Raw genomic sequence first — 17930 nt, 5'->3', positions numbered from 1 at the left:
TTCGACAGTTCTATTTGACAGTTCTATCTGACAGAACTATATTTTGCAGAACAGAATTAGACGCCGGCCCCGGCATCGCTGTCAAGCCACCCACCCTGCCCCATGCCCCGCAAAGCCCAGACCGAATCGATGTCCGACCGCGACGCCGCGCCCGGAGGCGCGGCCGCGGTCGACCGCGCCTTGAGCCTGCTCGGTGCCTTCCGCCCCGGCGACGAGGCGCTGTCGCTCGCGCAGTTCGCCGAGCGCACGCAGCTCTACAAGAGCACGGTGCTGCGCCTCCTGGCCTCGCTCGAGCACGCACGGCTGATCCGCCGCCAGGACGACGGCCGCTATGCGCTCGGTTCGGAGATCGCGCGGCTGCACGGGCTCTACGCGGCCGCGCAGTCGCTCGACCGCATCGTGCTGCCGGTGCTGCGCGCGCTGGTCGCGGCCACCGGCGAGAGCGCGGCCTACCACGTGCGGCAGCCGCAGGGCACGGGCTGGGTGCGGCTGTGCCAGTTCCGCGTCGATTCGCCGCAGGTGGTGCGCGACCACGTGCGCGCCGGCGACCTGCTGCCCAACGACCGCGGCGCGGGCGCGCGCGTGCTGATCGCCTGGGGGCCCGAGGCCGAGCTGCCGCGCGCCGCGGCCGAACGCCGACGCTACGAGGAGATCCGTGCGCAGGGCTTCTGCGCGCTGGTGGGCGACCGCAGCGCCGAGCTCGCGGGCATCTCGGCGCCGGTGTTCCATGGCGACGGCCGACTGGCCGCGGCGGTCACCTTGACCATGCCGGCGCATCGCTACGACGCACGCCACGCCGAGGCTGTGCTCTCGGCGGCGCGCGAACTGACCGGGCTGGTCTGAGCGCCGCGCTCAGCCCTCGGCCTTGAAGCCCGAGTTCTTGATCGGCAGCTCCCACATCTTCAGGTGCGCCGCCTGCGTGGCCGCGAGTTCGGTCGGGCCGGCGTGCGTGGGCACCAGGCCCAGTGCATAGATGCGCTCCTGCACGTCGGGCGCGCGCAGCGCCTCGGCCACGGCGCGGTCGAGGCGCTGCACCGTCTCGGCCGGCAGGCCGGCCGGGCCGTAGAGGCCGAAGAAGGCATTGGCCGTGACGTCGATGCCGGCCTCCTTGAGCGTGGGCACCTCGGGCAGCGAGCGGTTGCGCTGCGCGCCGGTCATCGCGAGGATGCGCACCTTGCCCGCGCGGTGGTGCTCGATGGTCTCCGAGGCGGTGTCGACCATCAACGGCACCTGGCCGCCGATCAGGTCCTGCGCGGCCGGCGCGCCGCCGCGGTAGGCCACGTGCGTCATCGGCACGCCCGAGGCCTGCGCCAGCAGCTGGCCCGCGAAGTGCGGCACCGTGCCCGCGCCCGAGGTCGCGTAGTTGGCCTTGGTGGGGTTGGCCTTCATCCAGGCCAGCACCGCCTTGAGGTCACCGGCCGGCGCGCCGGGGCCGGCCGTGACCGCGAAGTCGAAGGTGCCCGCAAGCGCGACCGGCGTGAAGTCCTTGACCGGGTCGTAGCCGAGGCTCGGGTAGAGCCACGGATGGATCACCAGCGCGCCGCTCGGCGAGAACACCAGCGTGTTGCCGTCGGGCGCCGCGCGCTTGACCTCGGCGAGCGCGAGCCGGCCGGCCGCGCCGGGCTTGTTGTCGATGATGACGTTCTGGTTGAGCGTCACGCGCATCTTGTCGGCCAGCAGGCGCGCGACCACGTCGGCCGAGCCGCCGGGCGGGAAGCCCACCAGGATGCGCAGGGTGCGCTCCTGCGCGAAGGACCGCGGCGCGATGGCGGCGGCGGCGGCGAATGCAGCGGCCTGCGCTGCGAACTGACGGCGTTTCATGGGGGTCTGTCTCCTCGGGGGTGGATGGTCTGTCGCGTTGTTGTCGTGTCGTCGTCCCTGGATCTCTTCGTTCTTCAGCGCAATGCGGCCAGCAGCGCGCGGTTCTGCTCGGGCAGGCCGACCGAGATGCGCAGCCATTCGCCCAGGCCGTAGTTGCCCAGCAGCGAGACCTCGATGCCCGCGGCCAGCAGGCGCGCATGCACCGCGGCGCTGTCGCCCACCTTCACCATCAGGAAGTTGCCCGACGAGGGCAGGTGCGCGAGGCCGAGTTCGTCGAAGCCCGCGGCGAGCTGCGCGCGCCCGGCGGTGTTGAGTTCGTAGCTGCGCGCGAGGAAATCCGCGTCGCCCAGCGCGGCCGTGGCCGCGGCCAGCGCCGGCGTCGTGACGTTGAAGCGCGGGCGCTGCGCGTTCATGCGCGCGGCCAGCGCGGGCTGCGCCACGCCGTAGCCGATGCGCAGGCCCGCGAGGCCGAAGGCCTTGGAGAAGGTGCGCGCCACGATCAGGTTCGGCAGCCGCCGCACCCAGCCGATGCTGTCGTAGCGCTGCGCGGGCGCGAGGTACTCGGTGTAGGCCTCGTCGAGCAGCACCGTCACGTGCGCCGGCACCGACTGCAGGAAGGCCTCGAGCGGCGCGGCCTCGATGAAGCTGCCGGTGGGGTTGTTGGGGTTGGCGACGAAGACCAGCTGCGTGTCCTCGCCGATCGCCGCGCGCATCGCGTCGAGGTCGTGGCCGAAGTCGCGCGCCGGCACCACGGTGGCGCGCGCATGGGCGTGCGCCGTGGCCTGGGCGTAGACCACGAAGCCGTACTGCGAATAGACCACGCTCTCGCCCGGCTTCAGGCTGACCTGCGCGGCCAGCTCGAGGATCTCGCTCGAGCCGCTGCCCAGCACCAGCCATTCGGACGGCACGTCCAGCCGTGCCGACAGCGCCTGCTTGAGCGCGCTGCCGTTGCTGTCGGGGTAGGTGCCGGCGCCCGCGAGCGCGTCGGCGGCCGCGCGGCGCGCCGACTCGGGCATGCCGAGCGGGTTTTCGTTGGAGGCCAGGAGGATCTTCGGGGCGGTCATGTCGTCGGTGCAAAAAGGCGGATTTATTTAAGAAGTTAAATTTATCCGGCCGGCCCGGCGTGGCCATCGGGGCCTACCCTTCCCGCGGTGGCGGGCCGGTGAACGCATTGCAGGCCGCGGGTGAACGCAATGACGGTGAGCGACGCCGATTACATTCATTTTTGTCATCGATTAATCCCGCTTTGAGCTATTACTCTTCACTACGGTATGCAATAAAGTGGAGGTTATGGATCGCGCGTGTGCGCGCCCCGAATCCGAATACACCCCACCGCATCGCTTTGCATTTCGTCCCCGAGGAGAAAACATGACCGCCCGCACCACCGCCCACGGACTCCAGGTCGCGACCGAACTCCACCGCTTCGTCGAGGAGAAGGTGCTGCCCGCCAGCGGCGTGGCCAGCGAGACCTTCTGGAAGGGTTTCGACGCCATCGTCACCGACCTCGCGCCCAAGAACGTGGCGCTGCTCGCCGAGCGCGACCGCCTGCAGAGCGAGCTCGACGCCTGGCACAAGAAGAACCCCGGCCCGATCGCCGACATGCCGGCCTACCGCGCCTTCCTCGAGAAGATCGGCTACCTGCTGCCGCAGCCCCAGGGCGCGAAGGCGACCACCGCCAACGTCGACGCCGAACTGGCGCAGCAGGCCGGCCCGCAGCTGGTGGTGCCGATCCTCAACGCACGCTACGCGCTCAACGCAGCCAACGCGCGCTGGGGCTCGCTGTACGACGCGCTCTACGGCACCGATGCGATTCCCGAAACCGGCGGCGCCGAGAAGGGCAAGGGCTACAACCCCGTGCGCGGCGCCAAGGTCATCGAGTTCGCGCGCAACGTGCTCGACCAGGCCGCGCCGCTGGTCAACGGCTCGCACAAGAACGCCACCGGCTACAGCGTGAAGGACGGCCAGCTGGTCGTCGCGCTGCAGAGCAGCAGCACCGCGCTGGCCGATCCCGCGCAGTTCATCGGCTACCAGGGCGATGCCTCGGCCCCGTCGTCGGTGCTGCTCAAGCACAACGGCATCCACCTCGACATCCGCATCGACCGCTCCACCCCGATCGGCAAGAGCGACGCCGCCGGCGTCAGCGACCTGGTGCTCGAGGCCGCGCTGTCGACCATCCTCGACCTCGAGGACTCGGTGGCCGTGGTCGATGCCGCCGACAAGGTGGTCGCCTACTCGAACTGGCTCGGCATCGTGCAGGGCACGCTGACGGAAGAAGTCGCCAAGGGCGGCAAGACCTTCACGCGCGGCCTCAACCCCGACCGCGAATACACCGGCGCCAACGGCCAGCCGATCAAGCTGCATGGCCGCTCGCTGATGTTCCTGCGCAACGTGGGCCACCTGATGACCAACCCGGCCGTGCTGTACGACGGCGGCAAGGAAATCCCCGAAGGCATCCTCGATGCCGTGGTGACCACCACCATCGCGATGATCGACCTCAAGCGCAAGGGCAACTCGCGCACCGGCAGCATCTACATCGTCAAGCCCAAGATGCACGGCCCGGCCGAAGTGGCCTTCGCGAGCGAGCTGTTCGGCCGCGTCGAGCAACTGCTGGGCCTGCCGGCCAACACCGTGAAGCTCGGCATCATGGACGAGGAGCGCCGCACCAGCGTGAACCTCAAGGCCTGCATCGCCGAGGCCGCCGCGCGCGTGGCCTTCATCAACACCGGCTTCCTCGACCGCACCGGCGACGAGATGCACACCGCCATGCAGGGCGGCCCGATGATCCGCAAGGGCGACATGAAGGCCAGCGCCTGGATCGGCGCCTACGAGAAGAACAACGTGCTGGTCGGCCTGTCGTGCGGCCTGCGCGGCAAGGCGCAGATCGGCAAGGGCATGTGGGCCATGCCCGACCTGATGGCCGCCATGCTCGAGCAGAAGATCGGCCACCCGAAGGCCGGTGCCAACACCGCCTGGGTGCCCTCGCCCACCGCCGCCACGCTGCATGCGCTGCACTACCACCAGGTCAGCGTGACCGCGGTGCAGCAGGAGCTCGAGAAGATCGACGCCGATGCCGAGCGCGACAACATCCTGAATGCGCTGCTGCAGGTGCCGATCGCCGCCGAAGCCAAGTGGACCGAGGCCGAGAAGCAGCAGGAGATCGACAACAACGTGCAGGGCATCCTGGGCTACGTGGTGCGCTGGATCGACCAGGGCGTGGGCTGCTCGAAGGTGCCCGACATCCACAACGTGGGCCTGATGGAAGACCGCGCCACGCTGCGCATCTCGAGCCAGCACATCGCCAACTGGCTGCTGCACGGCGTGGTCACGAAGGCGCAGGTCGACGAGACCTTCCAGCGCATGGCCAAGGTGGTGGACGAGCAGAACGCCGGCGACCCGCTGTACCAGCCGATGGCCGGCCACTTCGACACCTCGGCCGCCTACAAGGCCGCGCAGGACCTGGTGTTCAAGGGCATCGAGCAGCCCAGCGGCTACACCGAGCCGCTGCTGCACGCCTGGCGCCTGAAGGTCAAGGGCGAAGCCTGATCGCCGAGCGAACGACTCGCGAACCGCGGCGCCTTCGGGCGCCGTTTTTCATGGCTGGTTAGGATGCAGGCCGCTCTCCGTTTCCTGCTGTCCCATGACGTTCTCCCCGGCCCGCGCACGCTCGGCCACCTCGATGCTGATCGTGCTGGCCTCGGCCTTCGCGCTGAGCCAGGCCTTCCGCACCGTCGGCGCGATGATGGCCACGCCGCTGTCGCAGCACTTCGGTCTCACGGCGCAGGCGCTCGGCCTGTGGGCCGGCACCTTCCACTTCATGTTCGGCGCCACGCAGCTCGCGATGGGCGTCTCGATCGACATGTACGGCGTGCGCCGCACGGTGCTCACGGCCTTTCCGCTCGCGATCGCGGGCGCGGTGCTGTGCGCGCTGGCGCCGAGCTTCCATGCACTGCTGCTCGGCCAGGCGATGATCGGCGTCGGCTGCGCGCCGGCCTTCCTGGCCTGCACCGTGTTCATCGCGCGCCACTTCGAGGCCGCGCGCTTCACCGCGATGTCGGGCCTGGTCATGAGCCTCGCGGGCCTGGGCATCCTGTTCACCGGCACGCCGCTGGCGCTGCTGATCGAGGCCGCGAGCTGGCGCGCTGGCTATGCCTGCCTCGCGGGCTTCGCGGTGCTGTCGTGGGGCTTCGTGTTCTGGCGCGTGCACGAGCCGCCGCATGCGCAGGCCACGCAGCGCCAGACGGTGGGCAAGGCGGTGCGCGAGCTGCTGCCGCTGTTCGCGATGCCGCACACGCTGGGCCTGCTGTGCTTCGCCTGCGTCTCGTATGCGGCCTTCATCACCTTGCGCGGCCTCTGGCTCGGCCCGGTGCTGCACGACCGCCACGGGCTCTCGCTCGTGAGCAGCGGCAACGTGGCGCTGGTGATGACCGTCGCGGGCATGATCAGCCCGGCCCTGTTCGGCCGGCTCGATCCCGGCGGCGCGCGGCGCGGGCGCTGGCTCATGGGCTGCGCCTCCGTGGCCGCGATCATGTTCGCGCTGATGGCGTTCACGCAGTCGCTGGCGGTCGACATCGGCCTGCCGATCCTCTACGGCCTGCTCTCGGGCTACTCGGTGCTGCAGTACTCGTACACGCGCGCCGCCTATCCGGCCGCGATGACCGGGCGCGCGCTGTCGCTGCTCAACATGGCGATGTTCCTCGGCGTCTCGCTGATGCAGTGGACCACCGGCGTGGCCGCCTCGTGGGCGGCCTCGAACGGTGTCGAGCCGTTCCGCGCGGTGTTCCTCACGATCGCGCTGATGCTGGCCGCGGGCACCACGGCCTTCCTGCTGCTGCCGCGCGCGCACGAACGCACGGGCGCGGTCGCCGCCGGCCGTTGAGGCTCAGCCGAGCCGCGAGCGCACCTCCACGCGGCCCAGCCGGCGCATGCCTTGCGCGTACACGTGCGGCCGGCCGTACATGGCCTGCGCATCGGTGCTGCCGAAGGCCGGGGGCTCGCAACCCTTGCGCGTGACGAAGCAGCGGCGCAGCACGTCGTAGCGCGGCGGCTCGGCCTCGCCGCCGCGCGCCTCGGGCAGGCGCGCGAGCCTCACCTCCCACCAGGCGCCATCGATGCGGTGCCACTGCGTGACGGCATCGATCACGTGATACGGCGCATAGGGCCGCACCGTGTCGCGGCTGCCATAGCGCTCGGCCCACTCGGCCTTGCGCTGCTGCTTCGCGCGCTGCAGGTGGCGGTTGGGCAGCAGGATGCCCGTGCCGGGATGCACGAACAGCTCCACCGACGCCGACTCGCGCAGCGGCACCATCCGCTGCTGCCACATGCGGCCCGGCACCCACACCTCGCCCTCGTGCAGTTCGGCCTGGCGTTCGACGAACTGGTCGATGTGCACGAAGATGTGCGCCTGCACCGTGTTGCGCCGGTCGATGCCTTCGCAGAGTTCGCTCCACACCTTGTCCCAGGGCCGATGCACCTGCTTGTGCAGCCAGCGCTTGAGCGGCTGCAGGTTCTCGCTGAGCCACTTGGGGCGCTGGTAGCCGCGCCGCATGCCCAGGTGCGAGCCGCGCTCGGGGCTGTTGCGCCAGGGGCGGCCGTCGCCCTGCGCGCGCCAGCCGCCGCGCGGGCGTTCCACGATCACCTTGTCCATGTCTTCGCGCATGGTCAGTCCTCCTTCAGTCCGCGCGCCGCCTTCTGCAGCGCGACCTTCTGCGCGCGCCGCTCGGCGCGATGCGTGCGCAGGTGACGGCCCGCACCCTGGCTGGATGCGCGGCGTGCCATCGCGGCCACGACGGGATTGCGCGGGGCTTCGCCCGGCACCGAGAAATAGAACCGGCCCAGACGCTTCTCGTCGTCGCGGGCCTTTCGCTGAGCACTCATGTGCACACACTCCGGATCAAAAACAAAAAGGCCCCGGCGAATACTTGCGCGCGGGGCCCTTGTCGATACGGCCGCGGCGGGATGCGTGGATGCACATCCGGCCGGGGCGGTCGGTGTGCGGTCAGGAGTTCAGAGAACGGTTCATTGAAGTGGTGGGGCGCCCGGGAGGTCGATCGTCGCCGTGCGCGCGTGAAAGAAAAACTGTCGCTGAAAAATGAAGGCCGGATTCTGGCGAGGCCGCGCGCGGCGCGCAAGACCGTTGTGCAACGCTGTGGCGTGAAGGCGACGTGTCCCATTCGCCGGCAGCGAAGAAAAAAACCAGCGCGCGAATCCAGCCGCGCATGCGCCCCGTATTGGTCTCAAGCGCATCGCGCCTCCGCGCTGTTGGCGGTTCCACAGACACACGGCGGTGCGCGCATGGCGCACTCCTCAAGGAGACCTTCATGAAGAAACTCGTCATCGCACTCGGTGTCTCGGTCCTGCTCGGCGCTTGCGCGGGCGGCATGGGCATGGGTGGCAGCAGCAACACGAACACGCCCATGGTCGGCGGCGCACCGATGTATCCGACGAAGGACATCGTCGACAACGCCGTGAATTCGAAGGACCACACGACGCTGGTCGCGGCGGTGAAGGCCGCGGGCCTGGTCGACACGCTCAAGAGCCCCGGACCGTTCACCGTGTTCGCACCGACCAACGCGGCCTTCGCCGCGCTGCCGCCCGGCACGGTCGACACGCTGCTCAAGCCCGAGAACAAGGGCACGCTGACGACGGTGCTGACCTACCACGTGGTGCCCGGCCGCATGGACAGCGCCGCGCTGATGAACGCGATCAAGGCCGGCGGCGGCAAGGCCATGCTGAAGACCGCGAGCGGCGGCACGCTGACCGCGATGATGAGCGGCAGCAACGTGCTCGTGACCGACGCGAAGGGCGGCACCGCGATGGTGACGATCGCCGACGTCTACCAGTCGAACGGCGTGATCCACGTCGTGAACAAGGTGCTGCTGCCGGGCTGATCGCCCGCCGGCGCGGCGTGCTCAGGCGCGCTGCGCCGCCTCGGCCTCCTCGCGCAGCCACTGCGCGAACTCGAGCGCGTCGCGGTTGCCCGCGGCACGCCGCGAGGTCTCGACGAAGTAGCCGCGCTGCGAGGCCGCGCCCTCGCCCAGCGGCGCCACCAGCCGGCCCTCGCGCATCAGCTCGCGCAACAGCGGCAGGCGCCCGATCACCACGCCCTGCCCCGCCACCGCCGCGCCCACCGCGTCGGCGTACTGCGTGAAGCGCAGCGTGCTCTTCATGCGCAGGTCGTGCAGCCCCATCACCTTGAGCCAGGGTTCCCAGTCGATCGTGGGCGCCTCGCTGTGGTCGGGGTACTCGACCGTGAGCAAGGTGAGGTTCGCGAGATCGGCCGGCTTGCGCAGCGACTTCGCGAGCGCGGGCGAGCACAGCGGCACCACGCTCTCCTCGAACAGCGCCGGCCCCTTGCCGCGCGAGACCGGCATCAGCCGCACCGCCACGTCGACGCGGCTGCGCTCGAGGTCGAGCACCTCGAGCGTGGCCGACACGCGCACGTCGACCTGCGGATGGCTGCCGGTGAAGCGCGCGAGCCGCGGGATCAGCCAGAGCGAGGCGAAGCCCGGCGTGGTGGTGATCGCGACCTGGCGCGGCGCCGAACCGGCGCGCACGCGCGCGGTGGCATCGCGCAGCCGCTCCAGGCTGTCGGTGACAGCGCGCTGCATCACGCCGCCGGCCTCGGTGAGCACCAGCGCGCGGTGGCGGCGCTCGAACAGCAGCACGCCCAGGCTCGCCTCGAGCTGCTGGATCTGCCGGCTCACGGCCGACTGCGTGAGATGCAGCTCGGTCGCGGCCAGCGTGAAGCTCAGCCGGCGCGCGGCCGCCTCGAAGCTGCGCATGAGTTCCAGCGGCGGCAGGTCGACCACGCTCTGGGGCTGGGCCGGCGAGGCCTTCTTTGCATTCTCTATACGCATGCAATGAGTTCCAAAAGACCGTTTGTAAAGGACTGGGCGCTCAATATATTCATTCGCATGACGAATGCAATGGAGCTTGCCATGAGCACCCCCTTCCCTTCCTGCTTCCAGCTCAGCCTGCCGGCGCGCGCGGTCTTCGCCGTGGCCGATGGCGCCGGCGTCGGTATCGAATGCCGCAGCGGCTCGGTCTGGGTCACCCTGGACCGCGATCCGCGCGACATCGTGCTCGAGCCCGGCGAGCGCTTCGAGGGCACCGAGCACCGCCGCATCCTGGTGTCGGCGCTCGAGCCCGCGCGCATCACGGTGTCGGACGCGCAACCGGCCGCGATCCCGCTGCCCGTGCCCGCGCGCCGACGGTCGCCTTGGCGACTGCTGCCCCACGGGTTGTCCCCGGCTTGACCCTGGCTCCCCGGCATCGAACCATCGATGCCAGGGAATCGGAGCACGCCAGCCAGAGCCGCCCCGTCGACGGGCGGCTTTTTCTTTGGGCGCCGTGCACGGTCATCCATTCCCGCCGAACATCCGAGCCGACGAACACGTGGAGAGATTCCGATGACGCAGCAGCCACCACAGGACCCGGGCGCCCAGCCCTGCGTGCTCTACGCGCTCGACGAGGGCATCGCCACGCTCACGCTCAACCTGCCGGCCAAGCTCAACCCGCTGGCGATCGAACTGCAGCAGGAATTGCGCGCCCACCTCGAACGCATCCGCGACGACCGCGCCGTGCGCGCCCTGATCCTCACGGGCGCCGGCAAGGCCTTCTGCGTGGGCGCCGACCTCAGCGCGATGCGCCCGCCGCAGGACGGCAAGACGCTCGGCGACCAGACCGCCGAATGGATGCAGTCGCTGAGCAACCCGCTGATCGAGACGCTGCAGTCGATGCCCATCCCCGTGGTGGCCGCCGTCAACGGCGCGGCCGCCGGTGCCGGCGTGGGCCTCGCGCTCGCGGCCGACATCACGCTGGCCGCGCGCAGCGCCTACTTCTACCTGCCCTTCCTGCCCAAGCTCGGCATCGTGCCGGACCTGGGCTGCACCTGGGCCATTCCGCACCGCGCGGGCCGGGCGCGTGCGATGGGCATGGCGCTGCTCGACGAGCGGCTCGGCGCCGGGCGCGCGGTGCAGTGGGGCCTGATCTGGGGCTGCGTGGACGACGAGAACCTGATGACCGAGGCGCGCGAGACCGCGCAGCGCCTCGCGCGCCTGCCCGCGCATGCCGTGACCGAGGCGCGCGCCGCCTTCGCCGCGGCCGAGCGCCACACGCTGCCCGAGCAGCTGCACTACGAGAGCGAACGCCAGCGCGAGCTGATCGAGCGAGCGACCTTCCGCGAAGGCGTGAGCGCGTTCCTGCAGAAGCGCGCGCCGGAGTTTCCGGGGCGCTGAGCGGCGCGCCTCAGTGCGGCCGCTGGTTGATCTCGTCCGCGCCGATCACCTCGACCACCAGCACCGGACCGGGACCGTCGAGGAAGTACTCGGTCGCCAAGGGCGCACGCAGCCGCAGGAAGCTGTTCTTATCGGCCTGCATGGTGTGGCCCGCACCCAGCTCGGCGCCGCTGTCGATCAGGTACCGCAGCACGTTGCTGAACATCTGGAAGTAGATCTCGCCCTCATGATGGCCTTCGGCCAGCACGGCGAGGTCGGCGTGACCGAAGCGATCGGCGCCATAGGTGCGCATCCACACGCCCTGCACACCCTCGACCTCGTACTTGACGAAGCCGCAGTACAGCGCGGTCAGGTCCAGGTAGCGCAGCAGTTCGATGCGATCGCCCTCGACCTCGGCATCGAATACCGCCGCGGGCAGCGAGGTGCGTGCCGCTTCATTGAGCACCGCGAGCGCGCCGAGCCGGGCCAGCGCGCCGGCCACGGTCGCGAGCGCCACGTACTGCTCGAGCACCGAGGCCTCGTACCCCCCGTAGTAGAGGATCACATGGCCCCGGTGCGCGCGCACCTGCGCCTTCAGCGCTTGCGGATAGTGCGCAGGCGCCACGCAGTTCTCGAGCGCCTCGGCCTGCATCGGCGCGTCGAAGCCGACCATGCGCACCACGTGCTTCTTCCAGCCCGCCAGCGCGATGAAGGGACCGGGATCGGGAGAGATCTCGCTGCGCGCATCGGCGGTCGAGGCATGGAAGCCGCGCAGTGCCTGGCCGAACGCGGCGATGTCGAGCTGCAGCGGCTGCGCGAACACCACGGTCAGCGCAACGGGGTTCTCGATGTCGGGATTCGCCGCCAGCGCGCCGACGTCATGGGCGTCATCGGCGTCGGCGGACTCGCTCTTGCGGCCGAAGAAGCGAGAAAAGATGCTCATGCATGAACTCCAGGCAGGGTCAGGTGTGCAACAAGATGGGCAGCGACGCGAGGCGATGCACGACGCTTTCATGCACGCGGCGTAGGGTGCGTGGCTGCACGACGCACTGTAATCGCGGACGGTGACGACACGTGCCGGTTGGCCGCCCGACGGCGACTGCGCCAGAATGCCTCTCTCCTCTCCGCGCGAAGGACCCCCGCATGCCCACGAACCCCACCAACGCCTTCTACGCCCAGTCGGGCGGTGTCACCTCGGTCATCAATGCCTCGGCCTGCGGCGTGATCGAGACTGCGCGCCGGCATCCCGATCGCATCGGCAAGGTCTACGCCGGTCGCAACGGCATCATCGGCGCGCTGACCGAGGACCTGATCGACACCGGCGCCGAGCCGGCCGAGGCCATCGCCGCGCTGCGCAGCACGCCCGCGGGCGCCTTCGGCTCCTGCCGCTACAAGCTCAAGTCGCTCGAGAAGAACCGGCGCGAGTACGAGCGGCTGATCGAGGTCTTCAAGGCGCACGGCATCGGCTACTTCTTCTACAACGGCGGCGGTGATTCGGCCGACACCTGCTTCAAGGTGAGCCAGCTCTCGCAGTCGATGGGCTATGCGCTGCAGGCCATCCACGTGCCCAAGACCATCGACAACGACCTGCCGCTGACCGACTGCTGCCCGGGCTTCGGCTCGGTCGCGAAGTACGTGGCGGTGTCCACGCTCGAGGCCTCGTTCGACGTGCGCTCGATGGCCGCCACCTCGACCAAGGTGTTCGTGCTCGAGGTGATGGGCCGGCACGCGGGCTGGATCGCGGCGGCCGGCGGGCTCGTGGCCGACCAGGGCATTCCGGTGGTGGTGCTGTTCCCCGAGATCGAGTTCGACAAGACACGCTTCCTCGCGCGCGTCGATGCGCTGGTGAAGCAGCACGGCTACTGCTCGGTGGTGGTGTCCGAGGGCTGCCACCATCCCGACGGCACCTTCCTCGCCGAGCAGGGCACGCGCGACGCCTTCGGCCATGCGCAGCTCGGCGGCGCGGCGCCCGTGGTGGCGCAGATGGTGAAGGACGCGCTGGGCCACAAGTTCCACTGGGCGGTGGCCGACTACCTGCAGCGCGCGGCGCGCCACATCGCCTCGGCCACCGACGTGCGCCAGGCCTACGAACTCGGGCAGCGCGCGGTCGAGCTCGCGCTCGAGGGCCACAACGCGGTGATGCCGACGATCGAACGCACCTCCGACCTGCCCTATGCCTACGCCATCGGCAGCGCGCCGCTGGCCTCGGTGGCCAATGTCGAGAAGCCGATGCCGCGCGACTTCATCTCCGACGACGGCTATGGCATCACCGAGAAATGCCGGCGCTACCTGCTGCCGCTGATCGAGGGCGAGGACTACCCGGCCTACCGCAGTGGCTTGCCGGTCTATGCCACGCTCAGCAACGTGGCGGTGCCGAAGAAGCTGCCGCCGTTCGAGCTCGCGTGATGGCGAACACGGTGCAGGCGCTTGACGCCACGCGCTGCCCGCTGTGCGGCGAGGCGAACCGCTGCGCGATGGAGATCGAGCGCGAGACCGGCCAGCCGCAGCCGCCGTGCTGGTGCATGGCGGTGGATTTCTCGCTGGCGCCGCTCGAGCGCCTGCCCGAGGCGCTGCGCGGCCAGGCCTGCATCTGCGCGCGCTGCGCGGCGGGCGCTCAGGGCGACTGAACCGCGGGCTGGGCCGGCGCCTCGGCCGTCTGCCCTTGCGACTGCTGCTGTCCCTGCACCTGCGTCTGCTCCTGTGCCTGCTCCTGTGCCTCCGCCGCGGCCTCGGCCGCCGCCTCCACGTCCTGCGCCGTCACCAGGGAAGGCCCGCCGTCGCCGCGCAGTTCGGTCACCACGCAGTGGATGAACTGCAGCTTGCCGACGGCGGTGCGCGGCAGCACGAAGGGATAGAAGTCGGGCTGGCCCATGCTGCGCGAGAGCTCGTTGAGCACGTTGGTCAGCCGCACCCAGCTGTTGATGAAGTCGAGGAATTTCGCGGCCTCGGGATGCTCGGGCCGCCACAGGTCCTCGGGCGTGAACAGGTCGCTCGTGAGTTCGACGTTGGTGGCATCGACGCCGAAGCTCATCGCGGTGTCGGCCGAGTCGGCCATGTGCAGGTAGTGGGCCCAGGTCTCGGCCCAGTCCTCCCACGGATGCATGCTGGCGTAGCTGCTCACGAGGCGCTGCGCCCAGTCGGGCGGCGGGCCCTGGTTGTAGTGCTGCTGCAGCGCGGCGCCGTAGTCAGCGCGCTCGTCGCCGAACAGCGTGCGGAAGTCCTCGAGCCAGGCCGAGGGCAGCACCAGCAGGTCCCAGTAGTAGTGGCCGATCTCGTGGCGGAAGTGGCCCACCAGCGTGCGGTAGGGCTCGCGCATCTCGGTGCGGATGCGCTCGCGCACCGCGTCCTCGGCCTCCTCGGCATTGAGGGTGATGATGCCGGTGTCGTGCCCGGTCATCACGTGCGGGCCGCCCGGCACGTTGCTCAGGAAGTCGAAGGCCAGGCCGTGCACCGGGTCGGCATGGCGGCTCACCACCGGCAGCCGCAGCGCAAGCAGCTGCGAGATCAGGCGCCGCTTGGCCTGCTCGAGCTTGCGCCAGAGTTCGTCGTTGCCGGCCACCGAGAGATCGGGGATGGTGCGCGTGACGCTGCAGGCCAGGCAGTAGCCGGGCGCGAGGCCGTGCGTGTCGGGCGCGAGCGCCTGGCCCGGGCGCGCCACCGGCACCATCCAGTTGCAGGCCGCGGGCGTCATCAGGTTGGCGCAGCGGCGGTAGGTCGGGCCCTGCGGGTCGCCGAAGATCGTGTAGCTGTCGGGCTCGGCGATGGCGTTGCCGTTGGCATCCTCGGCCGCGGCGGGCGCGAGCGGCACGACGCCGAGGCTGTCCTCCACGTAGCCCAGCGGCGTGTGGCAGGCCAGGCATTCGCTGTTGCGCAGGAACACGGGCCGGCCGCACTGGCAGCGGTAGGCGCGCGTGACGGTGGGTGCGGCGAGCTCGGCGGCCAGGGTGGTCGCGCCCTCGGCGAACTCGGGCGTCGTTTCGTCGTTCGTCGCGGGGGGAGAGTGATCCATGGTCGTCTTTGTGTAATGTCGGCGGAGGGTCGGATGCGGGACAGCCCGGGCATTGTGGAGCCGCCTTCGATGCGGCCCGCCGCGCAAAGCCCGATATGCTTGTAGGACGACGGGCCCGGCATCGCCGACCTTCACGCCCGCCGCTCCCCCACCGCCGATGACCCACCAAGAGACGCCCGAAGCCGCCCCGCCGGCCCCGACCCCCGCCATGGGCCCGCTGCGCGCGCGCTACGGCGAACGCTACCGCTGGTACCTGCTGCTGTCGGTGATGGTGGGCACGATGGCCTCGATCATGTCCTCGACCATCGTCAACGTGGCGATCCCCGGCATGAGCCACCACTTCTCGCTGGGCCAGGAGCGCGCCCAGTGGGTGAGCTCGGGCTTCATGGTGGCGATGACGGTCTCGATGCTCACCACGCCCTGGCTGCTGGCGCGCTACGGCTACCGGCGCACCTACGTGGGCACCATGCTGCTGCTGCTGGCCGGTGGCGTCGCGGGCGGCATGGCCAACGATTTCTCGCTGGTGCTGCTGGCGCGCGTGGCCGAGGGCCTGGCCGCGGGCGTGGTGCAGCCGATCCCCGCGATCATCATCCTGCGCGCCTTCGAGCCCCACGAGCAGGGCCGCGCGAGCGGCATCTTCGGCATGGGCGTGGTGCTGGCGCCGGCCATCGGCCCGAGCATCGGCGGCGTGCTGGTCGACCTGTTCGGCTGGCGCTCGATCTTCTACATGGTGGTGCCGTTCTGCCTCGCTTCGCTGTGGCTGGCCTACAAGTTCGTGCCGACCACCGCGCCCGGCGGCGCGGTCGCGGCGCGCAGCGGCGGGCTCGACGTGCGCGGCCTCGCGCTCGGCACCGTGGGCACGCTGTGCCTGCTCAACGGGCTGGTGGCGCTGCGCGGCGATTCGCCGCTCGAGGCGGTCGCGCTGCTGGGCGGCGCGCTGCTCTCGTTCGGGCTCTTCATCTGGTGGCAGCGGCGGCTGGCGGCCGCGGGCGGCACGCCGCTGATGAACCTCGCGCTGTTCGGCTACCGCCAGTTCGCGATGGGCAGCGTGGTCGCCTTCATCTACGGCACCGCGCTGTTCGGCTCCACCTACCTGCTGCCGGTCTACATGCAGGTCGGGCTGCACCTGTCGGCCTCGCACGTGGGCACGATCCTGCTGCCGGCCGGCTTCGTGCTGGCGGCCACCATCGCGGGCGTGGGCCGGCTGGCCGACCGGCAGCCGACCTGGGCGCTGGTGAGCATCGGGCTGGCGCTGCTGGCGGCCTCGTTCGCGCTGATGATGCTGCTGCGCGCCGACAGCGCGCTGTGGCTGCTGGTGGCGTTCGCGATCGTCGGGCGCATCGGGCTGGGCTTCATCCTGCCCTCGCTGAACCTGGGCTCGATGCGGCCGCTGGCCAAGCCGCTGATCCCGCAGGGCGCGAGCGCGATCAACTTCGTGCGCATGCTCGGCGGCGCGGCCGGCGTGAGCCTGTGCGCGATCGTGCTCGAGTGGCGGCTGGCGGCGCACGGCGACTCGCTCGCCAACCCGCAGACCAGCCCGGCGCGGCTGGCGGCCTTCGACGAGGTGTTCGCGATGCTGGCCGGCCTGTGCGCGCTCGCGATCTGCGCGGCCTGGCAACTGCGCATCCGCGCGAATCCCGGCGACGCGCCCCGCAAGCCGGGGTAAACCCCTGCGGGCAAACACCCGCCCATCGATTTCAATTGTTATCAGTTGTATCGATTGGACGGTTTTCTCCCATGCATCGTCGGAACTTCATGGCCGCCTCGGCGGCCGCGGCCAGCCTTGGCCTTTTTTCCGTGGCCCGCGCGGCCGAGAACGGGGTCACCGACACCGAAGTGGTGCTCGGCCACACCGGCATCCTCAGCGGCCCGCTGGGCGCGCCGATCAAGGTGGTGATGGCCGGCGCCGGGCTGGCCTTCGACGCCGTCAACGCGCAGGGCGGCGTCTCGGGCCGCAAGATCCGGCTGGTGTCGCTCGACGACGAGCTCTCGCCCGAGAAGGCGGTGGCCAACTACGAGAAGCTGCTCGGCGAGCACCGCGCGTTCGCCTTCTTCGGCTGCGTCGGCTCGGCCACCACCGCGGCCGCGGCCAAGGTGCTGTCGCAAAGCGGCGCGCCGATGGTCGCGGGCTACGCGGTGTCGGATTCGGCGCGCGAGAAGGTCATGGGCTCGGGCTACTTCGTGCGCGCTACCTTCGCGCGCGAGGCGCAGGCGCTGGTGCAGCACCTCACGACCATCGGCGTGACGCGCATCGCCTCGGCCTGCCTCGACAACCCGGGCGGCGCCGAAGTCACGAAGCTGGTCGAGGCCGCGCTCGCGGCGCACCAGCTCAAGCCGGTGGCGGCCGTGGCGGTCAAGGGCGACGGCTCGACCAACGCCGCCATGGGCAAGGCGCTGGCCGACAGCAAGGCGCAGGCGGTGATCATGTACCTGGGCGGCGCCATCGGCGGCGAGGTGATGAAGAGCGCCTGGGACGCGGGCGGGCGGCAGATGTTCTACGGCATGTCGATCGTGCCGGGCGACGTCACGGCCAAGCTGGTGGGCGACAAGACCAGCGGGCTGGCGATCTCGCAGGTGGTGCCCTATCCCTGGAGCGAGGTCGAGCCGGTGGCGCGCGACTACCGCCAGCTCGCCGAGCGCGCCAAGGTCGACATCGGCTACCTGAGCTTCGAGGGCTACGTGAACGCGCTGGTGATGATCGAGTCGCTGCGCCGCGCCGGGCGCGACCTCACGCGCGCGCGGCTGCATGCGGCGCTCAAGGCGATGAAGCTGCGCATCGCCGGCATGGAGCTCGACTTCACCGGCGCCAGCAACACCGGCTCGCGCTTCATCGAGATGGTCCGCGTGACCAAGGAAGGCCGCTTCCTGCGCTGACGCGGAAGCAA

The 17930-nt window shown here is 70.3% G+C and carries 17 protein-coding genes; 10 read left to right on the top strand and 7 right to left on the bottom strand.

Annotated elements, in window-relative coordinates; genetic code table 11:
• The first annotated feature begins 102 nt into the window (after window positions 1–102).
• Complete coding sequence (locus AC07RM_RS35995; protein ID WP_296735466.1) at window positions 103–843, top strand: IclR family transcriptional regulator; 741 nt, start codon at window positions 103–105, stop codon at window positions 841–843.
• A 9-nt stretch (window positions 844–852) separates the two neighbouring features.
• On the opposite strand, the gene AC07RM_RS35990 is transcribed toward AC07RM_RS35995, so the two are convergent.
• Together AC07RM_RS35990 and hisC are read right to left on the bottom strand one after the other, a co-directional pair.
• Complete coding sequence (locus AC07RM_RS35990) at window positions 853–1821, bottom strand: Bug family tripartite tricarboxylate transporter substrate binding protein (protein WP_495337540.1); 969 nt, start codon at window positions 1819–1821, stop codon at window positions 853–855.
• 74 nt (window positions 1822–1895) lie between these two features.
• Complete coding sequence (gene hisC / locus AC07RM_RS35985) at window positions 1896–2885, bottom strand: histidinol-phosphate transaminase (protein WP_495337539.1); 990 nt, start codon at window positions 2883–2885, stop codon at window positions 1896–1898.
• Between the two features lie 304 nt (window positions 2886–3189).
• On the opposite strand from hisC, the gene AC07RM_RS35980 reads away from it, so the two are divergent.
• Window positions 3190–5364, top strand: a complete 2175-nt coding sequence (locus AC07RM_RS35980) for a malate synthase G (protein WP_495337538.1) — start codon at window positions 3190–3192, stop codon at window positions 5362–5364.
• Window positions 5365–5458: 94 nt separating this feature from the next.
• Window positions 5459–6697: an MFS transporter gene (locus tag AC07RM_RS35975; protein WP_495337537.1), complete on the top strand. Its 1239-nt coding sequence runs from the start codon at window positions 5459–5461 to the stop codon at window positions 6695–6697.
• Window positions 6698–6700: 3 nt separating this feature from the next.
• Here AC07RM_RS35975 and AC07RM_RS35970 read toward each other — a convergent pair whose 3' ends face one another.
• Window positions 6701–7477: a hypothetical protein gene (locus tag AC07RM_RS35970; protein ID WP_495337536.1), complete on the bottom strand. Its 777-nt coding sequence runs from the start codon at window positions 7475–7477 to the stop codon at window positions 6701–6703.
• 2 nt (window positions 7478–7479) lie between these two features.
• On the bottom strand, window positions 7480–7695 hold the full coding sequence (locus AC07RM_RS35965) for a hypothetical protein (protein WP_093350583.1): 216 nt from the start codon (window positions 7693–7695) through the stop codon (window positions 7480–7482).
• Window positions 7696–8198: 503 nt separating this feature from the next.
• Between AC07RM_RS35965 and AC07RM_RS35960 the strand changes: the two genes are divergently transcribed.
• A complete protein-coding gene (locus AC07RM_RS35960; RefSeq protein ID WP_398495430.1) occupies window positions 8199–8708 on the top strand; it encodes a fasciclin domain-containing protein in 510 nt (169 codons plus the stop codon).
• Between the two features lie 21 nt (window positions 8709–8729).
• Here AC07RM_RS35960 and AC07RM_RS35955 read toward each other — a convergent pair whose 3' ends face one another.
• Complete coding sequence (locus AC07RM_RS35955) at window positions 8730–9677, bottom strand: LysR substrate-binding domain-containing protein (RefSeq protein ID WP_093350580.1); 948 nt, start codon at window positions 9675–9677, stop codon at window positions 8730–8732.
• A gap of 81 nt (window positions 9678–9758) precedes the next feature.
• Between AC07RM_RS35955 and AC07RM_RS35950 the strand changes: the two genes are divergently transcribed.
• Window positions 9759–10076, top strand: coding sequence for a DUF2917 domain-containing protein (locus tag AC07RM_RS35950; RefSeq protein ID WP_256222837.1), 318 nt, complete (start codon window positions 9759–9761; stop codon window positions 10074–10076).
• A gap of 153 nt (window positions 10077–10229) precedes the next feature.
• On the top strand, window positions 10230–11057 hold the full coding sequence (locus AC07RM_RS35945; RefSeq protein ID WP_495337535.1) for an enoyl-CoA hydratase-related protein: 828 nt from the start codon (window positions 10230–10232) through the stop codon (window positions 11055–11057).
• 10 nt (window positions 11058–11067) lie between these two features.
• Here the strand turns inward: AC07RM_RS35945 and AC07RM_RS35940 are convergent, their stop codons facing one another.
• Complete coding sequence (locus AC07RM_RS35940; protein ID WP_490879240.1) at window positions 11068–11979, bottom strand: DUF4261 domain-containing protein; 912 nt, start codon at window positions 11977–11979, stop codon at window positions 11068–11070.
• 200 nt (window positions 11980–12179) lie between these two features.
• Between AC07RM_RS35940 and AC07RM_RS35935 the strand changes: the two genes are divergently transcribed.
• Window positions 12180–13442, top strand: a complete 1263-nt coding sequence (locus AC07RM_RS35935; RefSeq protein ID WP_495337534.1) for a 6-phosphofructokinase — start codon at window positions 12180–12182, stop codon at window positions 13440–13442.
• Complete coding sequence (locus tag AC07RM_RS35930) at window positions 13442–13663, top strand: cysteine-rich CWC family protein (protein ID WP_495323166.1); 222 nt, start codon at window positions 13442–13444, stop codon at window positions 13661–13663. Before AC07RM_RS35935 ends, AC07RM_RS35930 begins: the two co-directional genes overlap by 1 nt.
• On the opposite strand, the gene AC07RM_RS35925 is transcribed toward AC07RM_RS35930, so the two are convergent.
• On the bottom strand, window positions 13651–15045 hold the full coding sequence (locus AC07RM_RS35925) for a zinc-binding metallopeptidase family protein (protein WP_495337533.1): 1395 nt from the start codon (window positions 15043–15045) through the stop codon (window positions 13651–13653). The genes AC07RM_RS35930 and AC07RM_RS35925 overlap by 13 nt on opposite strands.
• 157 nt (window positions 15046–15202) lie before the next feature.
• Here AC07RM_RS35925 and AC07RM_RS35920 point away from each other — a divergent pair, with 157 nt between their 5' ends.
• The gene (locus tag AC07RM_RS35920; RefSeq protein ID WP_495337532.1) at window positions 15203–16711 is read left to right on the top strand and encodes an MFS transporter; all 1509 of its coding nucleotides are present in this window, start codon (window positions 15203–15205) and stop codon (window positions 16709–16711) included.
• Window positions 16712–16782: 71 nt separating this feature from the next.
• A complete protein-coding gene (locus tag AC07RM_RS35915; protein ID WP_093350556.1) occupies window positions 16783–17919 on the top strand; it encodes an ABC transporter substrate-binding protein in 1137 nt (378 codons plus the stop codon).
• Window positions 17920–17930 lie beyond the last annotated feature (11 nt).

The organism is Variovorax sp. GW821-FHT09B05, from assembly GCF_059418265.1.
Note: the sequence above shows the minus strand (reverse complement) of the source record. Positions and strands in the feature narration are given on the sequence as shown.